This window comes from Hymenobacter sp. 5516J-16 (assembly GCF_022919335.1).
Classification (GTDB): Bacteria; Bacteroidota; Bacteroidia; order Cytophagales; family Hymenobacteraceae; genus Hymenobacter; species Hymenobacter sublimis.
Window position 1 is genome coordinate 884,582 of record NZ_CP095058.1, and the last position, 15,662, is coordinate 900,243.

17 protein-coding genes and 2 pseudogenes are annotated in these 15,662 nt (G+C 58.2%); 9 read left to right on the forward strand and 10 right to left on the reverse strand.

Going from position 1 to position 15,662, the window contains the following annotated elements; translation table 11 throughout:
* Positions 1-29 precede the first annotated feature (29 nt).
* Positions 30-1,939: pseudogene (gene abc-f, locus MUN84_RS04330) on the reverse strand (ribosomal protection-like ABC-F family protein).
* A 160-nt stretch (positions 1,940-2,099) separates the two neighbouring features.
* On the opposite strand from abc-f, the gene MUN84_RS04335 reads away from it, so the two are divergent.
* Positions 2,100-2,312: a hypothetical protein gene (locus MUN84_RS04335; protein WP_244696801.1), complete on the forward strand. Its 213-nt coding sequence runs from the start codon at positions 2,100-2,102 to the stop codon at positions 2,310-2,312.
* A 123-nt stretch (positions 2,313-2,435) separates the two neighbouring features.
* Here MUN84_RS04335 and MUN84_RS04340 read toward each other — a convergent pair whose 3' ends face one another.
* Positions 2,436-2,951: a Uma2 family endonuclease gene (locus MUN84_RS04340; protein ID WP_244696802.1), complete on the reverse strand. Its 516-nt coding sequence runs from the start codon at positions 2,949-2,951 to the stop codon at positions 2,436-2,438.
* A 237-nt stretch (positions 2,952-3,188) separates the two neighbouring features.
* Here MUN84_RS04340 and MUN84_RS04345 point away from each other — a divergent pair, with 237 nt between their 5' ends.
* Entirely contained in the window at positions 3,189-3,599 is a 411-nt protein-coding gene (locus MUN84_RS04345) for a hypothetical protein (RefSeq protein ID WP_244696803.1), read from the forward strand.
* Between the two features lie 193 nt (positions 3,600-3,792).
* Complete coding sequence (locus MUN84_RS04350) at positions 3,793-4,032, forward strand: hypothetical protein (protein WP_244696804.1); 240 nt, start codon at positions 3,793-3,795, stop codon at positions 4,030-4,032.
* A gap of 97 nt (positions 4,033-4,129) precedes the next feature.
* Here the strand turns inward: MUN84_RS04350 and MUN84_RS04355 are convergent, their stop codons facing one another.
* Positions 4,130-5,695: an amidase gene (locus tag MUN84_RS04355; protein WP_244696805.1), complete on the reverse strand. Its 1,566-nt coding sequence runs from the start codon at positions 5,693-5,695 to the stop codon at positions 4,130-4,132.
* A 398-nt stretch (positions 5,696-6,093) separates the two neighbouring features.
* Between MUN84_RS04355 and MUN84_RS04360 the strand changes: the two genes are divergently transcribed.
* Positions 6,094-6,486, forward strand: coding sequence for a hypothetical protein (locus tag MUN84_RS04360; RefSeq protein WP_244696806.1), 393 nt, complete (start codon positions 6,094-6,096; stop codon positions 6,484-6,486).
* A 150-nt stretch (positions 6,487-6,636) separates the two neighbouring features.
* On the opposite strand, the gene MUN84_RS04365 is transcribed toward MUN84_RS04360, so the two are convergent.
* The gene (locus MUN84_RS04365) at positions 6,637-7,101 is read right to left on the reverse strand and encodes a hypothetical protein (protein ID WP_244696807.1); all 465 of its coding nucleotides are present in this window, start codon (positions 7,099-7,101) and stop codon (positions 6,637-6,639) included.
* A 44-nt stretch (positions 7,102-7,145) separates the two neighbouring features.
* Positions 7,146-8,765, reverse strand: a complete 1,620-nt coding sequence (locus tag MUN84_RS04370) for a hypothetical protein (protein ID WP_244696808.1) — start codon at positions 8,763-8,765, stop codon at positions 7,146-7,148.
* Positions 8,766-9,060: 295 nt separating this feature from the next.
* Here MUN84_RS04370 and MUN84_RS04375 point away from each other — a divergent pair, with 295 nt between their 5' ends.
* Positions 9,061-9,639, forward strand: a complete 579-nt coding sequence (locus MUN84_RS04375; protein WP_244696809.1) for a 2'-5' RNA ligase family protein — start codon at positions 9,061-9,063, stop codon at positions 9,637-9,639.
* 122 nt (positions 9,640-9,761) lie between these two features.
* Positions 9,762-10,229, forward strand: coding sequence for a hypothetical protein (locus MUN84_RS04380; protein WP_244696810.1), 468 nt, complete (start codon positions 9,762-9,764; stop codon positions 10,227-10,229).
* A 93-nt stretch (positions 10,230-10,322) separates the two neighbouring features.
* Here the strand turns inward: MUN84_RS04380 and MUN84_RS23525 are convergent, their stop codons facing one another.
* The 3 genes from MUN84_RS23525 to MUN84_RS04390 all read right to left on the reverse strand — a co-directional run bounded on the left by MUN84_RS23525 (position 10,323) and on the right by MUN84_RS04390 (position 11,579).
* Positions 10,323-10,604, reverse strand: a complete 282-nt coding sequence (locus MUN84_RS23525; protein ID WP_317239106.1) for an SDR family oxidoreductase — start codon at positions 10,602-10,604, stop codon at positions 10,323-10,325.
* Positions 10,601-11,083 (reverse strand): SDR family NAD(P)-dependent oxidoreductase, encoded by a 483-nt coding sequence (locus tag MUN84_RS23530; protein ID WP_317239107.1) that lies wholly within the window; start codon positions 11,081-11,083, stop codon positions 10,601-10,603. Before MUN84_RS23530 ends, MUN84_RS23525 begins: the two co-directional genes overlap by 4 nt.
* A 73-nt stretch (positions 11,084-11,156) precedes the next feature.
* The gene (locus MUN84_RS04390) at positions 11,157-11,579 is read right to left on the reverse strand and encodes a helix-turn-helix domain-containing protein (protein ID WP_244696811.1); all 423 of its coding nucleotides are present in this window, start codon (positions 11,577-11,579) and stop codon (positions 11,157-11,159) included.
* Positions 11,580-12,300: 721 nt separating this feature from the next.
* Between MUN84_RS04390 and MUN84_RS04395 the strand changes: the two genes are divergently transcribed.
* Positions 12,301-12,963: an N-acetylmuramoyl-L-alanine amidase gene (locus tag MUN84_RS04395; RefSeq protein WP_244696812.1), complete on the forward strand. Its 663-nt coding sequence runs from the start codon at positions 12,301-12,303 to the stop codon at positions 12,961-12,963.
* Positions 12,964-13,154: 191 nt separating this feature from the next.
* Here MUN84_RS04395 and MUN84_RS04400 read toward each other — a convergent pair whose 3' ends face one another.
* Entirely contained in the window at positions 13,155-13,484 is a 330-nt protein-coding gene (locus MUN84_RS04400) for a hypothetical protein (RefSeq protein WP_244696813.1), read from the reverse strand.
* Between the two features lie 168 nt (positions 13,485-13,652).
* On the opposite strand from MUN84_RS04400, the gene MUN84_RS04405 reads away from it, so the two are divergent.
* A complete protein-coding gene (locus MUN84_RS04405; RefSeq protein ID WP_244696814.1) occupies positions 13,653-14,225 on the forward strand; it encodes a hypothetical protein in 573 nt (190 codons plus the stop codon).
* Between the two features lie 60 nt (positions 14,226-14,285).
* Here the strand turns inward: MUN84_RS04405 and MUN84_RS04410 are convergent.
* Positions 14,286-14,416 (reverse strand): annotated as a pseudogene (locus MUN84_RS04410) (deoxyhypusine synthase); the annotation flags it as partial.
* Positions 14,417-14,490: 74 nt separating this feature from the next.
* Here MUN84_RS04410 and MUN84_RS04415 point away from each other — a divergent pair.
* Positions 14,491-15,624 carry a TlpA disulfide reductase family protein gene (locus tag MUN84_RS04415; protein WP_244696815.1) on the forward strand — a complete coding sequence of 378 codons (1,134 nt, stop codon included), beginning with the start codon at positions 14,491-14,493 and terminating at the stop codon, positions 15,622-15,624.
* The last annotated feature ends 38 nt before the right edge of the window (positions 15,625-15,662 follow it).

Sequence of the window (15,662 nt, forward strand, 5' to 3'; positions counted from 1 at the left end):
AGGCTTTTTCAATGCTCAATGGCTCACCGTTACATTTCCGCCAGCATTTCCCAACGGTCGTTCAGTTGAGCCAGCTCTTTTTTTACCTGTTCGAATTTGAGGGTAGCGTCCTTGAGTTGGGCGGCGTTCTGATAGATCTGGGGGTCGGCGAGTTGAGCTTCGTACTGGGCCAGCTCCTTTTCCCGCTCGTCAATCTTCTTTTCTACCTCGGCCAGCTCCTTTAAGGCTTTCTTCTGGTCGGGCGAAGGCGTTTTGGCGGGTGCGGCTTCTACTTTCTTTTCCTCCTTGGGCAGAGGTTTCGGAGCCGATGGCGAGGGTAGGCCGGCTTTTTTAGCCGCCTTTTCGCGGTCTTCCTGCCACTGCTCGTACTCGTTGTAGGTGCCGGGGTACTCCTTCAGCTGGTAATCTTCGATGTACCAGATTTTGTTGGCCACATTTTCCACAAAGAAACGGTCGTGGCTAATCACGATGTAGGTACCCTGATACTGATCCAGGGCCTGAATCAGGATGTTCACCGACTGCATGTCCAGGTGGTTGGTCGGTTCGTCGAGGAGTAGGAAGTTGGCCTCCGAAATCAGGGTTTTAGCCAGCGCCACGCGGCTTTTCTCGCCCCCGCTCAGCACCTTGATTTTCTTGTACACGTCGTCGCCGGTGAACAGGAAGGAGCCCAGCACCGAGCGCAGCTCCATTTCCGAGCGCTTCGAGCCGGCCTCTACCATTTCCTGCAGAATCTCATTCTCAATGCGCAGGCTTTCCAGCTGGTGCTGGGCGTAGAACGACATGATGACGTTATGGCCCAACTGGTGGTTGCCGGCAGATGGCACCTCAGAGCCCGCTACCAGGCGCATCAGCGTGGACTTGCCCTTGCCGTTGGCCCCAATAAGGGCAATTTTGTCGCCGCGCTCAATGTGCACGTGGGTATCGCGGAAGATGGTTTTCTCCCCGTACTTCTTGCCCACGTGCTCCATGCGTAGGATGTGGCGGCCGGGCGTGACGGTGAAGTTGAACTTGATGTTCACGCGGGCGTCGTCCTGGGCTACGTCGTCGATGCGCTCCAGCTTATCCAGCATCTTCACGCGGCTTTGGGCCTGCTTGGCTTTGCTGGCCTTGGCCTTGAACCGCTCAATAAAGCGCTCCGCCTGCCGAATCTGGGCCTGCTGGTTTTCGAAGGCACCCTTTTGAATGGCGTTGCGCTCTTCCTTTTCTTCGAGGTAGAAGCTATAATTGCCGGCGTAGGGCACCAGCTTGCCGCCCGTTACCTCCACCGTGGTGTTGGTGGTGCGGTCCAGGAATTCCCGGTCGTGGCTCACGATGATAACGGCACCCTCGTAGCCAGCCAGGTAGTTTTCAATCCACTTAATGGAGGGCAAGTCTAAGTGGTTGGTTGGTTCGTCGAGCAGGAGTAGCGAGGGTTGCTGCAGCAGGATTTTGGCCAGCATCACGCGCATGCGCCAGCCCCCGAGAACAGCTTCAGGGGGCGCTGCAGCTCCTCCGTGGTAAAGCCCAAGCCTTCCAGGATTTCCTCGGCGCGGGCCTGCATGGTGTAGCCGCCCAGGGCCTCGAAACGCTCCTGCAGGGTCGCCAGCTTTTCTACCAGGTCGTCGGTGTAGTTGGTTTCAAACTCCAGCAGTACCTCGTCAATCTTCTTCTGAATCTCCAGAGCCTCGGCAAAAGCCTGCATGGCCACCACCAGAATGGATTCGTGGGAGTCGTAGCTAAGCAAATCCTGGTTTAGGAAGCCCAGGCTCACATCCTTGCTCATGGAGATGCTACCACCGTCGGGCTTGTACTCACCCACCAGAATACGCAGCAGCGTCGATTTGCCCCGGCCGTTGAGCCCAATGAGGCCAATCTTATCCTTAGGCTTGATATGCAGGTTGGCCTTGTCGTAGAGGGTACGCGAGCCGAAATGAAAGTCGAGGTCGGTAATGGAAATCATCCTACTTTGCTATGAAGCTGCAAAGGTACGGGTTTTGGACGGAGGGTATTTCTATACTTATGACCTAGTCTCTATAAAGTTTGCCGCACTTTGCCAGGCCCACCAACAGCTTGTATCTTGCCAGCAACGTACGGTAAACACCCCTCCAACACGGTTGCCTATGAACGGCGAAACCCCGGCTGTTGGAGCAGACCGGGGTTTCAAGAAGTGGGTGCTAGTACACCCTAACTTCTACTCGGAAATGAAGAAGGTGCGTACGGAAGGGAAACAAGTCAGCAAGGCTGGTTGGTTTCCCGTTCTTTTAGAGCTGAGCAAAACAGCTTTGGGAGCGGTAATTAGAGCCGTAGTCAGCTACTGGCTCGAACACCGGTAAAGTGGTGGCAGGTAGCCCGTTTGGCTGCCTGCCATTTTGCTTTTAACTGATGCAAAGATGGGAAGGTTGCGTAAATATTCAACACCCGTTGAAATTTCAACTTGCTCACCGAAAGCCGATTTACTACACGCCCTCAAACACCTCCGCCCACTCCATCTGCAGTTCCGGCAGGGTAGCCACTGGAATCAGGCCGGGCGCGTAAAACTCGCCGCGTAGCTCGTAGCGGCCATCTTCGCCTAGCAGACATACTACTACGTTTTTCTGCTCGGGCGTTACCATCCAGTATTCGCGCACGCCTACCTCCTCGTAGAGGTCGAACTTCTCCTTCGTGTCGCGGGAAACGTTGCCGGGCGAGAGGATTTCGATGATCCAGTCGGGGGCACCGAGGCAGCCGCGGTCGTCGAGCTTCTGCAGGTCGCAGATGACACAGATATCGGGCTGCACCACGGTTTCAATGCTGGCGTCGCCGTTGGGGGTAGCGCGGGTCAAACGCACATCAAACGGAGCATGATACATCTTGTAGTGCTTGCCCCGCAGGAACTGCATAATAGAAAACTCGATGTTGCGAGTAATATCCTGGTGCTGCCGCTTTGGGCGGGGCTCATCAGGCGCACCCGGCCCCGAATTAGTTCTACCCACTCCGAGAGCTGCCAAGTCAAATAGTCGGCGTAAGTGTACGTCTTCGTGAAGTCGAGTTGGGAAAGCTGCGTGATGGGAGCCATGGGAAAGCCGTGGTGAGTCTTAAACAAAGATAATATTTACAATTACGGGATATTTCGCCGCCGCTTTTGTAGTAAACCGCCCAAACTGCCTCTTCCCTACCCCGTACACCTGCGCATGAACCGTCCTTTCTCTCCTCTACCCCTTGTCCTACTTTTGGTCGTTGCCGCCTGCCGCTCGGAGCAGGAAACCTCCGTAGCCGAGGCCCGCGACAACGTACCGGCCGCCGTAAAAGGTGAGATGTCGACGACGGAAACGGTGGGTGCTACCGGCCGCAACCACGGCTACATCCGGCGCTTCTATCAGCAGAAAGGCCAGTACTACGTCACCGTCGACTACATCCAGTTTCTGAACGGGGCCGATGCCGTGGCCGCAGCCCAGCGTAAAGGCGACGCTCAAGTGGACGTGCAAAACGGCGACACGATTTACTCGGTCTTCAACGATTACTACATCGTAAATGACAGCCCGCGCCAGCGCACCTTTCGCCTCGCTGACCAGGCCGTGCTAACGCTCTGGAACAAAACCGGTGAACTGCGCCAGTACAACGCTACCCCGCCGAAGTGGTAGCTCAAGGCACGGATGTATTTCGCTATGCTCCCTTTATCGTTGAGACCCGGCAGAACGTGGTAACCAGCGTAACGGAGCAGTACGTACCCTAACCGCAGCCAGGCGGTTAGCTGGTTTTTGACGGAAAATCGGCTACGAATAGCGCTAGGGCCGTATAAGGCCGTATCTGTTCATGTAACGACTCACTACTGCTATGGCAACCAACGACCCCACCAATAACGTGACCGAAAACGACGACCTCGCTGAACGCGCCGCCCAAGGCCGGCAGGATGGCAGCCCGGTTGGCCAATCTTCGGGCCGCCCCACGTACGGGGTAGGCGGCTACGAGCTGCACCTTGACGCGGAAGCCGGCGAAGAGGGTGGCTCGGGCAGCGCTACCTCCTCCAACACCCGCACCAGCCGCGGGGAGCACACGGAAGAGGAGCAGCGCTAGACTACTCCACTGATTCTAGTTAACCCCAAAAACCGCCCGGCCCTAGTCGAAGCAGACTAGGGCCGGGCGGTTTTTGCGTGTGAGCACTAAGGCGGGACTACCCTACAAATGGCGCCTTGAACTCCGGGGCTACCCGCTTTTTAGAGGCCTGCTCATAGGCGTAGGCCAAGGTCAGCAACGGCCCTTCTTGGTAGGCCCCACCCACAAACGAAAGGCCGACGGGCAGGCCGTGTACCTGGCCCATGGGCACCGTAATGTGGGGGTAGCCGGCCATGGCGGCTGGCGAAGAAAAGCCGGGGCCGCCGCCTGAGTCGCCGTTAATCAGGTCGATGCAGCGGGCCGGGGCGTTGGTAATGGCAACGAGACCATCGAGCTTGTTTTCGCGCAGTACGTTGTCGATAGCGGCGCGGGCACCCTGGTGCGACTTGCGCAGCGCGGCCTGGTACTTGGGGCTTGCCAGGCCTTCCAGCTTGTCAGAAGCTTCCAGGATTTCCTGCTGGAAGAAAGGCATGGCCTTGGCCTTGTTTTCCGTGTTGAAGCGAATGACATCCGTGAGGGTTTTCACGCCCGCACCGGCCGTAGCCAGGTACTTGTTCACGCCGTCTTTGAACTCGTAGAGCAGCACGTCGTACTCGGCTTGGCCCAGGGGGTCGGTAAGCTTTTCTACCTCTACTTCTACCACCGTGGCGCCCTGGGCTTTCAGCAGCTCTACGGCCTGCTTGAGTAGCGGAATGGCGTCGGAAGCACCGGTCAGATGGCCTTTTTCCACGCCTAGGCGTTTGCCTTTCAACCCGTTCGGGTTCAGAAATGTGGTGTAGTCGGGCTGGGTTTTGCCCGCGCTTTCTTTGGTTACAGCATCGGTAGCATCCTCCCCAGCCAGGGCACCCAGCAAAATGGCGGCGTCCTGCACGGTGCGGGTCATGGGGCCGGCTGTATCCTGGGTGGCCGAAATAGGAATGATGCCGGAGCGGCTCCATAGGCCCACCGTAGGCTTGAATCCTACCAGCCCGCTGCACGACGAAGGTGACACGATGGAGCCATCCGTTTCGGTGCCAATGGCCAAGGCGCAAAGGTTGGCCGCGGCCGCGGCCCCCGAACCGGCGCTCGAGCCGCTGGGCGTGCGGTCCAGAATGTAGGGATTCTTGGTTTGGCCGCCCCGGCTGCTCCAGCCGCTGGTGGAGCGCGTGGAGCGGAAGTTGGCCCACTCGCTCAGGTTGGTTTTGCCCAGCACCACGGCGCCAGCTTCGCGCAACTTCTTCACAATGAAGGCGTCCTGGGTTGCCTTGTGGCCGGCTAGGGCCAAGGAGCCGGCCGTGGTCTGCTGCTTGTCGGCGGTATCAATATTATCCTTGATCAGCACCGGAATACCGTGCAAGGGGCCGCGCAGCTTGCCGTTTTTGCGCTCCTGGTCCAGGGTATCGGCAATGCTGAGCGCATCGGGGTTTACCTCAATAACCGACCGGAGCTTGGGCCCAGCCTTATCAATGGCCTCAATCCGCTCCAGGTACAGCTCCGTAATGCGGCGGGCGGTTAGCTGCCCGCTCTTCATTTTTTCCTGCAGCGCCGTTACCGTGGCTTCGTGCAGTTCAAAATCGGTAGCGGCGGCATCTCCGGCAGTGGCGGCGCCTTCCGGGGTAGTGTTTTTTTCGCCCCCGTGGAGCAAGCCGCGAGGGAAAACGAGGACAGCGCCAGTCCGGCCAGGGAGCCGTTGCGCAGAAATAGTCGGCGGTTCATAGAGAAGTGGGGTTTCGCCTGTCAAGATAGAGGGGAATCCGATGCGGCGCACGCGCTAGGCCAGGGCCGACCGAAAATTCCTTCCGCTGCCAGCAAAGGAGGCACTAACTGCATATGCAAAAGCCAGAAAGCACGTTATCAGGCGCGGGCAACAATTTATGTCGGTACATGAACCAGCAGGCTCGATTCCTCCGTAGCTTCGGGCTCTTGATTCCGTCCTTCATCCGGTCCTCGTTTTTCAAGCTAGACCTGATGAATCCAGTATTCCGGTTTTTGGCTGTTTCCTGACCCGTTGACAGGCAGCTGTCGTCTACTTTTTTCTTATGTATGCAGCATATTATTATTGACTCGCCGGGCATTACCATTAGCTACGACTACCATAATAAATGGCTTTACGTGAACTGGTGGGGCGAGCATAACCAGGAGTCGGGCCGGGCGGGTTGCGACCTGATTCTGACGGTTTTAAGTGAATGGCCTGCCGCAAAAATTTTGAACGATAACTCCAACGTCACGCGAGCCGCTCTTCAGCTTACTACCTGGGGCATTTCCTGGCTGCGCGATATGTACGCGGCGGGTTTGCGCTACCTGGCCTGGGTGTACGCCCCCGATTTCCAGGGCCGCGCAGCCGCCGACAAAATGATGCGCTACCTGGAGAAACCCCTGGTAGCTACCTTCGACGACGTGGCCTCGGCCTACACATGGCTCCGGCAGCAGAAATAAGTTCGCGTTAGGCAGGAAACAGTGCCGAGCAACTCACGCAAGCAGCGTGAACTAACTCGCTCCGCCAACGCCAGCACGCTAAACCTATTGAGTACAGAGGTGAGTAACCGTAACTAAGCTGCTGGCAATAAATACCTCATTCGCTGAGCGTTACTCCGCCTCACTAAGCTTTTTGGCCATGCCGGCTGGTACACCGGCGCTATGGAGCAGGCCACTCACCATGCCTTGGCGCCAGAGGGAAAAAACGGAGTAGCGCCGTTCCCGGCTCGAGGCAATGATGCCGGTTTGTAGGGGCTGACCGGGCTTGCGCGGGTTATTGTCGCGGATGAAGATACCGTTGACTAGTGAAGTACCTACCCGGTGCAGCACACCAGGCCGCTCCTGCTGGTTAAGCAGCTGCAGCTTCAGGTCGGCGTACTCGCCCCACATGGTGCCCCGGGCAGCCGTGCGGTCCAGCTGCATCTGAAACCGGATGCGGCGCACCGTGCCCCTACGGATGGCAATGCCGCGGGTGGGCACAATCATGGAGTTCAGCATGGAAAGCGACGCAGCCCCAAACTCCCCTTGTAACGTATGCCGCCCACTGGCATCTAGCAAGTTAGCTCGCAGGCTCATGCGGGCGGCGCACTGGTTTTGAAGCCAGCCAGTAGCCTCGCCCGTCAGGGGGTAGCGGCACTCATGCGGCGCGGGTCGTTGGTGAGGTTGCGCAGCCTGACGTTGAGGCGGTTGATACTCATGACGCCGGGCTGCGGGTCGCGGGGGGAGCGGAAGGTCAGGGCCAGGGTGGCGTCCTGAATGCCAAAGCGGTTAAGGGCAAACTGAAACGGTAGGCGGCCCAGCATTTCGGGCGTCACCACGGAAATGTTCGGGTTGGTGGCAAAACGCCCGTCGCTGCGGGTGCTGATTTGGGGGTGCCGGACCAGCAGGGCTGTGGCGCGCAGTTGCTGCTGGTTGGCGGCCGCCGGAAAATCGAGGCCGGTTAGCACTACCTCCGGCAAGCGCACGGAAACGTGGGCCGACTGGTGCTTTTTGCTCCGGGCCAACTCCACCACGCTCATGGTGGGCAAGGCCAGCACCTGCCGAATTTGCACTTGGCCCGTCCGGCTGTCTGCCCGCAGGCTCTGCCAGGAAAGGTGGTAGTAGGGCGCATCCAGGGTAGCAGTGGCGGCGCCGGTGCGTACCTGCCAGGCGCGGGCGTAGTGAATGTCGGTAGGAGTTCCTTGGCGCGGCAGCACCTGAATGCCGCTAGCTGCTACCGTCATATCAGCCAGGGCTGGGGCCAGGGCCAGTCCGGCCACGCGCAGCTGGCCGCCGGTTACTTGCATACTGCCTAGCCGGCACTCCGCCAGGTAGGGTTGTAGGAGTTCGTGCAGGGCTGGTGGCTTTTGGGTGGGCAAAGTGAGGGCCAGGCGCGGACGGGTAGCGCGCAGCGTATCAGCCCGGAACCGGCGCCGGCTCAGTTGGGCAGCATCCAGTCCGCTTAGTACCAGTTGGGGCAGGGCTAAACTCACGCGCATGGCCGAGCTGCGGACGCTGCTGATGGGCTTCCGCGGATGCACCAGCACCGAATCAAGCCGCAGTTGCCGGCTCCCAGTCGAAAATGTGGCCCGCACCAACTTCACCTCGTGGCCCGGCACTTGCGCGGTAGCTCCGGCCACCTGCGCAGCTACCGCCGCCGCGTAGCCTACCCGACCGGAGTCAGCTGCCCCGGCGGCACTTAACCATACGTCCTGCAGCACTACCGCGCTTTCTCCCAGCCGTACCTGAGCCTGGTTGCCCGCGCCATAGGTAGCGCGCACGTGGCGCAGGGCCAGCTGACCAAGGCGTACTGCTTTGAAGGGAAGCCGTTGATGCAAAGGCTGCTGGCTCCCGCCCTGGGGTAGGGAGGCCAGATGCAAAGTCAGAGAATCCAGCGTGATGCTGTCAACTGGCACTTCCTGTCGCCGCAGCAGAGCCAGCAGGCCCACCCCACTGATGTTCAGCCGCCCCAATGCCAGCTGTAGCCGGGGCAGGCGCGCTGAATCGGGAGAAGTGGCAGCGGTTGTGCGCAGGTGCAGGCCGCGGAGGGTAGCCCTGCGTTGCCAGAGGCTGGTTCGGAGCTCCGTAACGCGCAGTTGGTAGCGGCCTTTGGTGCTTTGAGCCACCTGCTCTTCCAGCGTACGACGCAGCCAGGGGTCCAGAAAAAAGGTTACTCCCAGGCCCGCGAGTAGCACAAGCAGTCCTACCCCCAGCAGCAGCCAGCGCCCCCAGTGGCGCCGGGGCGGTGCGGGAGCAAGCATAGGAGCTGGTTTGCGGGAGAGTAGCACGGCTTGGCTTACGGGGAAGCCCCAACCAAGGTTCGAAACCCGGCGTTGTGGGTGCGGCGGGGCCGGATCTGGTGCTGTTGAGCCTCGGTATTTCTGTTCCTGACGGCTTGCCATGTCTGCCGGGGCATGTATTTTGTGCCCCTAACGGGCCCGGCTACTACTGCCGGCTGCTTTTCAGGCCGCCGCCCACTTTGGGTGGCAGTATCGTATTCATGGCCGCGTGCCGGCGCGGCCCAACCAATCCGTAGTGCTTTCAGTTAAAGAACCGATGCTGGCCATAACTTCTCTTCTGAATCCGCAGAGCGCGGAACGGATTAACCGTTTGATTAAGAGCCTGGAAGCCGAATTCGGCCTCGATGATGTGCAGGCTACGCCCGATCCGCATATTACCTACCAGCTGGCTGGGGTGCGGAAGCTGTCGGCGCTGAAGCAGGCGCTCCGCGAGGTAGCGCGCCACACCCAGCCCTTTGCCGCATTTACCACCGGCCTGGGCGTTTTTCCGGGCCCAAACCCGGTCATTTACATTCCCGTGCTGCGCTCCGATGCGCTGAACAACCTGCACCAGCGCATTCTGCGGGCTACCGCGCCGCTCTGCTTGCGCACCGATAAGTTTAGCGGGCCCGACTGCTGGCTGCCCCACATTTCCCTGGCCCTCCACGACACCACCCCGGAGTTGCTAGGCCCCGTTATGCAGTACCTGAACCAGCACACGTTCAACCTGAAAATCAGCATCAACAACCTAGCTATTCTGCGCCAGGAGGGAGAGAGTTTCGTGCCGGAGAAGATTTTCACCTTTGAAGGGCACAAGCATGAGCCCATACCAACCCTGTTCGAGTCGCAGGCTTAGGCGCGGGAGCGGCGCCACAGTGCGTTTACCCGCTGCTCGTTAAGAGAGGTGAGCGGGCGCGGGCTTGCATTTTCCGGCCGGGCTGCGACCTTTACTGCTTCCAACTCACCTTTTTTTCTTTTATGAATACGTATACCATCGTCCTCGCTTTACACTCCTGGACCCGCTGGCTGGTTGTTATTTTCGGGCTGATTGCTGTGTTTCGGGCCTTTACGGGCCGGCAGGGTCGCCCTTGGACGGGGGCCGATAATGGTATGGGCGCCGCCTTTGTGGGCTCTATGCACCTGCAGTTGCTACTAGGCCTAATTCTGTATTTCAGCCTGAGCCCCTATGGCCTCAAGGCTTTCGAAACAGCGGGTAGCGCCGTGATGAAAGACGCCGGCAGCCGCTTTTTCGCCGTGGAGCATCTGGTGGGCATGATCCTGGCCGTGGTAGCCGCCCAAATCGGCCGCACCCTGTCCAAGAAAGCCATTGACCCTCTTGTGAAGCACAAGAAAGCCTTCACCTGGTTTCTTATTGCCCTGCTGATTGTGCTGGTAATGATTCCTTGGGGCATCTGGAACCCGGAGCGTCCGGCCTTCCGCGTCTGAACTAGTGCTACCCTCGCCCAAGCAAACAGCCTCCCGAACCACGTTCGGGAGGCTGTTTGCTTAGGGGCTGAAGTGAAGGTTAGGCAGGACCGCCTAGAAAAGCATTCCGCCCGAGGCTTCCAAACGCTGCGCGTTCACCCAGCGGCCTTCCTCGGAGCACAGGAAGGCGACTACCCCGCCAATGTCCTCGGGCTGGCCCACCCGGCCCAGGGCCGTTTGCGACGCTACGAACTGGTTCAGGTGCTCATCGTCGCGCACCCGCCCGCCACCAAAATCGGTGGCAATGGCCCCGGGGGCTACTACGTTGGCCGCAATGCCGCGGGCCCCCAACTCCTTGGCCTGGTAGCGAGTCAGCACTTCAATGGCGCCTTTCATGCTGGCGTAGGCCGAGGACCCCGGTAGGGAAAAACGCGCCAGCCCGAGGAGATATTGATAATACGTCCGCCATCAGCCAGCAGGGGCAACGCTTTTTGAGTTAGAAAGAAGGGACCTTTCAAGTGAACCGCTACCATCTCGTCGAACTGCTCTTCGGTGGTATCGGCGAAGGCCGAATACAGGGCTACCCCGGCGTTGTTCACGAGAAAGTGGAACTGTTCGGCCTGGAAAGCGCTCTGCAGGGTAGTGCGCACCTGCGCAAAAAAGGCGTCGAAGCTCTTGCTGTCGGCCACATTCAGTTGCAATGCCGCCGCCTGCTGGCCCAAGCCCTGAATTTCAGCTACCACGGCTTCGGCTTCGTCCTTTTTGCTGTGGTAGGTAATCAGTACGTCGGTGCCTTTGCGGGCTAGGCTCAGGGCCATGTCTTTGCCCAGGCCACGGCTGCCGCCGGTAACAAGGGCTATTTTCGTGTTACTCATTGCTTTCGGGGGTTGAAGTGAACAGTGCAAAGGTGCTGCGCCTCCCGCCGGAAAGTATGGTGAGTAGTTCCGTTTAAATGGTGAGAGTTTCCGATTCTGAGGCAGTTCGTTCCGCAGCCCACACCTGCTCCCGGTACTGTTTGGGCGTGCACCCGGCAAAGCGTTTAAAGAATTTCGTGAAGTTGGAGGGGTCATAGGTAAGCCCGGCCGCAATGGTGGCCACTGAGCGGCTAGGGTCGCGCAACTGCTCCCGGGCAATATCCAGTATGCGCGTCTCAAAATAGTAGCAGGGCGGGTGGCCGGTGGTCAGCTTGATGGTATTGCTCAGATGGGTAGGATGAATGTGCAGCTGATCAGCCAGGTCACGAATTTCAAGCATTTCCGTGACGCGGCCCGTCACCACATCCTCCAGGTGCTGGTCTATGGCCCGCAGAAAATCGGCCGTTATTTCGTGCTGACGAGCCAGCAGCTTTTTCGGAATTGGTGTAGTTGCCATGCGTTGAAGAAGCAAAAAAACTGCAACTAGTTTTACCGCGCTTGCTCCGGCAGGCCGCCGGCCACCCGGCTTCTGCCCCGGAAAGTAGCGCCACGAGAGGTTCCCGCGGCAACCGCTTCACTCGAATGTGGCCCCTTGCCAGAGGTTTGGCCTAGTGGATTAAGGTAGCTGCCAGGCTTTTTTATTCGTACTCTAAGGATTTAACGCCTTTTTTGTAGTGTAGTAACGCCCGCGGCCCGGTGCCGGGAGCGTTGCGGCAGCTATCAGCGCCGGCCGACGGGCTTTGGCACCGCTTTTTTGCCAGCTGGCCACTTTTCTTTTCTCATCACACCTCCTCTGCTTTTGCGCTCAGTTACTCTTTTCGTCCTGCTCTTTCTGATTTCCACGCTTGCCTTCAGCCAGAGCAAGTACCGGCGGGTGGTAGCCAAACGGGGTGACGGGGTGAACACGCTCCTCTACCGCAACGGGCTGACTCCGAGCCGGCACCTACGCCAGTTTCAGCAACTGAACCGCGCCAACCTAACCAAGCGCAACGGCCTCATTATTGGGCGTACCTACCTGCTGCCCCGCCCTACCCCCGCGCCACTAGCAGCGCCAGAACCGCGCCAGCTACCCGCGCTGCCACTTCGCATGGCATCAGCACTACCCCCATGCTTCCGGCCAAGCTTTTCGGGCCCACCTACGGCCCGGTGCCCGTCCGCGACCGAGCCCTACGGGGGCAGTGTACTACCTCTCGCCGGGCCACGCCGGCCCCGACCCTGGTGCCATCGGCCAGTACGGCACCTACAAGCTGGCCGAGGATGAGTACGCCTACGACGTAACCATCCGGCTGGCCCGGGTGCTGATGGAGCACGGCGCTACGGTGTACATGATGGTACAAGACCCCAACGACGGCATCCGGGACGAGAGCGTACTGAAAATGGACTACGACGAGCTGACCTACCCCCAGCAGCGCATTCCGCTCAGCCAGCTTGGCCGCTTGCGCCAGCGCATGACCCAGGTCAACAAGCTCTACGCTCGCCACAAAGGTGCCTACCAGCGCCTGCTGAGCTTGCACGTCGACAGCCGCAGCGCCGGCCAGAACATCGACGTATTCTTTTACCACCACCAGAACAGCCAGGCCGGCCTGCGCCTGGCCAAGAACATTCACAAGGTGTTCACGGCCCGCTACAAACGCGCCCAGCCTACCCGCCCCTACTCCGGCAACGTTTCCATTCGGAGCAGCCTCTACGAAGTACGCACCAGCCATGCCCCGGCCGTGTTCATGGAGCTGGGCAACATCCGCAACAGCAAAGACCAGCGTCGCTTCGTGGTAGCCGACAATCGCCAGGCCCTAGCCAACTGGATTTACGAGGGCCTGCTAGCTGATTATACGGGGCGATAAGCGAAAGTTGGCTCATGGCGAAGGCACCGAGGTCATCCATCCTGCCCACTGTGCTACCCCTCTGAAATGTAACAAGCCCTTGACGTATGGTAGCGTCAAGGGCTTGTTACATTATCGGGTGTTTGGCATGGAGAGGAAGGACGACTTCGTGCCCCTAGCCATGACACTACCCGGTTGCCTTATTCCCTCGCTCACGGGTTCATTAACAGAAATAGCAGGTTGTGGTACACGATACCCTGTTCCCCGTCGTGAATACCATCTAGGCCAGCATCTTCCATCAGGGCCTCTACTTCTTCGTAGTCCTGCAGAAAGTCGATTTCTACATCGTTGGAGCCCGGTACCTGCGTGTGCGTCACGTAGCGTCGCCGCTTTTCTAGGGTAATAAATAGCTTCTGCGTTTTCGTTTGGGCAATGAGCAGGGCCGGATGCTCCTGCATACTACCGTCCGTAGCCTTGGTATAGACGGTCGTTTTTTCGTCGGGGGCGGCGTGTTGCAGGAAGCTGGCGGGGTCAAGAGGCATAGCGGAAGCATAGAGCTGGGATGATGTCGGCAAGGTAGAAATAGTGCCTTTGCCGATACTAAGAGGTAGTACGGCAGGGCTAGGTATTGAGGATAAGGCAGCTTCATATTTACGACCAGCGGTGAGTCTGTTATCTTGTCAGACTTCCCAATCCAGGTATTTTCCTACATGTCGAAGAAAGACCGGCTTACTTACTTAAAATCTGCGGTTTTCTCTGCGGATCGGAATGAAGCACGAAACGCCTGTTATCGTCTATTCCATTTTGGGGGCAGATTTCACAAAACCACGCAGCGCCGAAACCGTCGATTCTTGCTCGATTTATTGGTGCATGAAAATGCTCAGGTCCGAAATGCGGTGGCTATTGTATTCCGTGAAAATCGGTTTAATCATGCCGTAATACCTTTATTAAAAGCAATAAAAAACCCGGCTAACCTTCAAAATCGAGGTACATTAGTCTATGCCCTGCAGGCATTAAACTGCCGCAAAAAACTGGTTGAGCTATTTGAAATAGTATTTGAGGCAGCAGGAAATAACTGGGAAGTGCAACAGCACGTTCTAACAGTGCTCGATGAGCAGTCTTTCGTGACTACTCCGGCAGAGTTACGCCATATTAAGCAGCGGTGGGAGGACCTCCGGCCCAGTTGGAATCGTATTAATAATATTACAGCAGGTGCCCCCGCCCGTTACGACCTGGACGACACACTCATTCAATCTTTCATTGATGAGCATCTGACTCACTGAAATGAAAAAGCCCGCCGCTGAATCCAGCGGCGGGCTTTTTACTAAGAGCTATGCAGCCAATTACTGGCCCAACACCATGGCAAACACCAACGGGGCCACAATGGTAGCATCTGACTCGATGATGAACTTGGGCGTGTCCTAGCCCTGGTGATTTTCCCGTTGGGCACAGCACCGGAGCAGAAGCCGTACGAGACCTGTTATGTTACTAGCGCCAAATTTTTATTTGAGTATTATAATTAAAAATCAATTTCAATACCCACTACCCATGAAGAACTACCTGCTTCTTCTGCTGCTGGTGCCGGGCTTGGCCGCTGCGCAACCGTCTGTCCCCTTCATGCTGAAGGGCCGCCTGGGTCCAACTACGTACAGCGGCAAGCCTACCTACGTTTATTTGCGCAGCGGGAGGATGTTAGATTCTGCGGTGGTAAAGGGAGGGCGCTTCGAACTGAAGGGCACCGTGGACGAACCCACTAAAGGATTGCTCTCCATGCGGCGGAATATGGACGATATGTCGGATCATAAGGCAGTTTTTTACCTTGAACTAGGTACGCTCATCTTCACTAGCCCCGATTCGCTCAAGAACGCGCAAGTGGGCGGCACACCGCTCACAGATGCCTGGCGGGAGATATGGTTTGCAGCAGAACCGATTGTTCGGCAACTGAATGTGCTGGAAAAAGCGCTGCGGGCCGGAACGCCAGAGCAGCAGTTGCCGGCGTTCCGGCAGGACCTGCAGGCACAGCGCACGGCTTTACTGCGGGAACGCACCCGTCTGGATTCTATTTTCGTCCGCGCCCACCCCACGTCGCCCATCAGTCTGTATGTATTGAACAGTATCAGCAAGGACCCCACACACACCGCGCTGGTGATGGCTTTGCTTCCTACCCTGTCACCCGCTGCGTTCAATAGCCCGCGAGCCGAGGAAATCCGGACGACAATTCAGCAAAACACGCTGGGCATTAAGCCTGAGACAGAGTTGCAGGTGGGACAAATGGCCCCAAATTTCACCCAAGCTACGCCCGATGGTCGTCAAGTTTCGCTCACGAACTACCGCGGCAAATACGTGTTGGTCGACTTTTGGGCCAGTTGGTGCGGCCCGTGCCGCGCGGAAAACCCAAACCTGGCGAAAGCCTACCACACGTTTAAAGACAAGAACTTCGACGTGCTCGGCGTGTCACTCGATGAGGCCAGGGACCGGGCAAAATGGGTGAAAGCTATTCAGGATGATCAGCTACCCTGGACACAAGTAGCCGATCTGAAGGGCTGGGAGGGCCAGACTGCCCGCGCCTATTTCATCCAAGCTATTCCGCAGAATTTCTTAGTAGACCCAACTGGTAGAATCATAGCCATGAACCTACGAGGCGACGCGCTGTCCAAGGCACTGACGCGGCTAGTGAAATAGGAAGTCAGCTAAAACAGCCAACGCCGGAAGTTAGTCCT

Bases quoted from the DNA above. Each gene is read 5' to 3' on its own strand.
- MUN84_RS04335 (WP_244696801.1), top strand. From the start codon at position 2,100: ATGAACGGCGAAACCCCGGCTGTTGGAGCAGACCGGGGTTTCAAGAAG.
- MUN84_RS04350 (WP_244696804.1), top strand. From the start codon at position 3,793: ATGGCAACCAACGACCCCACCAATAACGTGACCGAAAACGACGACCTC.
- MUN84_RS04360 (WP_244696806.1), top strand. From the start codon at position 6,094: ATGCAGCATATTATTATTGACTCGCCGGGCATTACCATTAGCTACGAC.
- MUN84_RS04365 (WP_244696807.1), bottom strand. From the start codon at position 7,101: ATGAGCCTGCGAGCTAACTTGCTAGATGCCAGTGGGCGGCATACGTTA.
- MUN84_RS04370 (WP_244696808.1), bottom strand. From the start codon at position 8,765: ATGCTTGCTCCCGCACCGCCCCGGCGCCACTGGGGGCGCTGGCTGCTG.
- MUN84_RS04375 (WP_244696809.1), top strand. From the start codon at position 9,061: ATGCTGGCCATAACTTCTCTTCTGAATCCGCAGAGCGCGGAACGGATT.
- MUN84_RS04380 (WP_244696810.1), top strand. From the start codon at position 9,762: ATGAATACGTATACCATCGTCCTCGCTTTACACTCCTGGACCCGCTGG.
- MUN84_RS23525 (WP_317239106.1), bottom strand. From the start codon at position 10,604: ATGAAAGGCGCCATTGAAGTGCTGACTCGCTACCAGGCCAAGGAGTTG.
- MUN84_RS23530 (WP_317239107.1), bottom strand. From the start codon at position 11,083: ATGAGTAACACGAAAATAGCCCTTGTTACCGGCGGCAGCCGTGGCCTG.
- MUN84_RS04390 (WP_244696811.1), bottom strand. From the start codon at position 11,579: ATGGCAACTACACCAATTCCGAAAAAGCTGCTGGCTCGTCAGCACGAA.
- MUN84_RS04400 (WP_244696813.1), bottom strand. From the start codon at position 13,484: ATGCCTCTTGACCCCGCCAGCTTCCTGCAACACGCCGCCCCCGACGAA.
- MUN84_RS04405 (WP_244696814.1), top strand. From the start codon at position 13,653: ATGTCGAAGAAAGACCGGCTTACTTACTTAAAATCTGCGGTTTTCTCT.
- MUN84_RS04415 (WP_244696815.1), top strand. From the start codon at position 14,491: ATGAAGAACTACCTGCTTCTTCTGCTGCTGGTGCCGGGCTTGGCCGCT.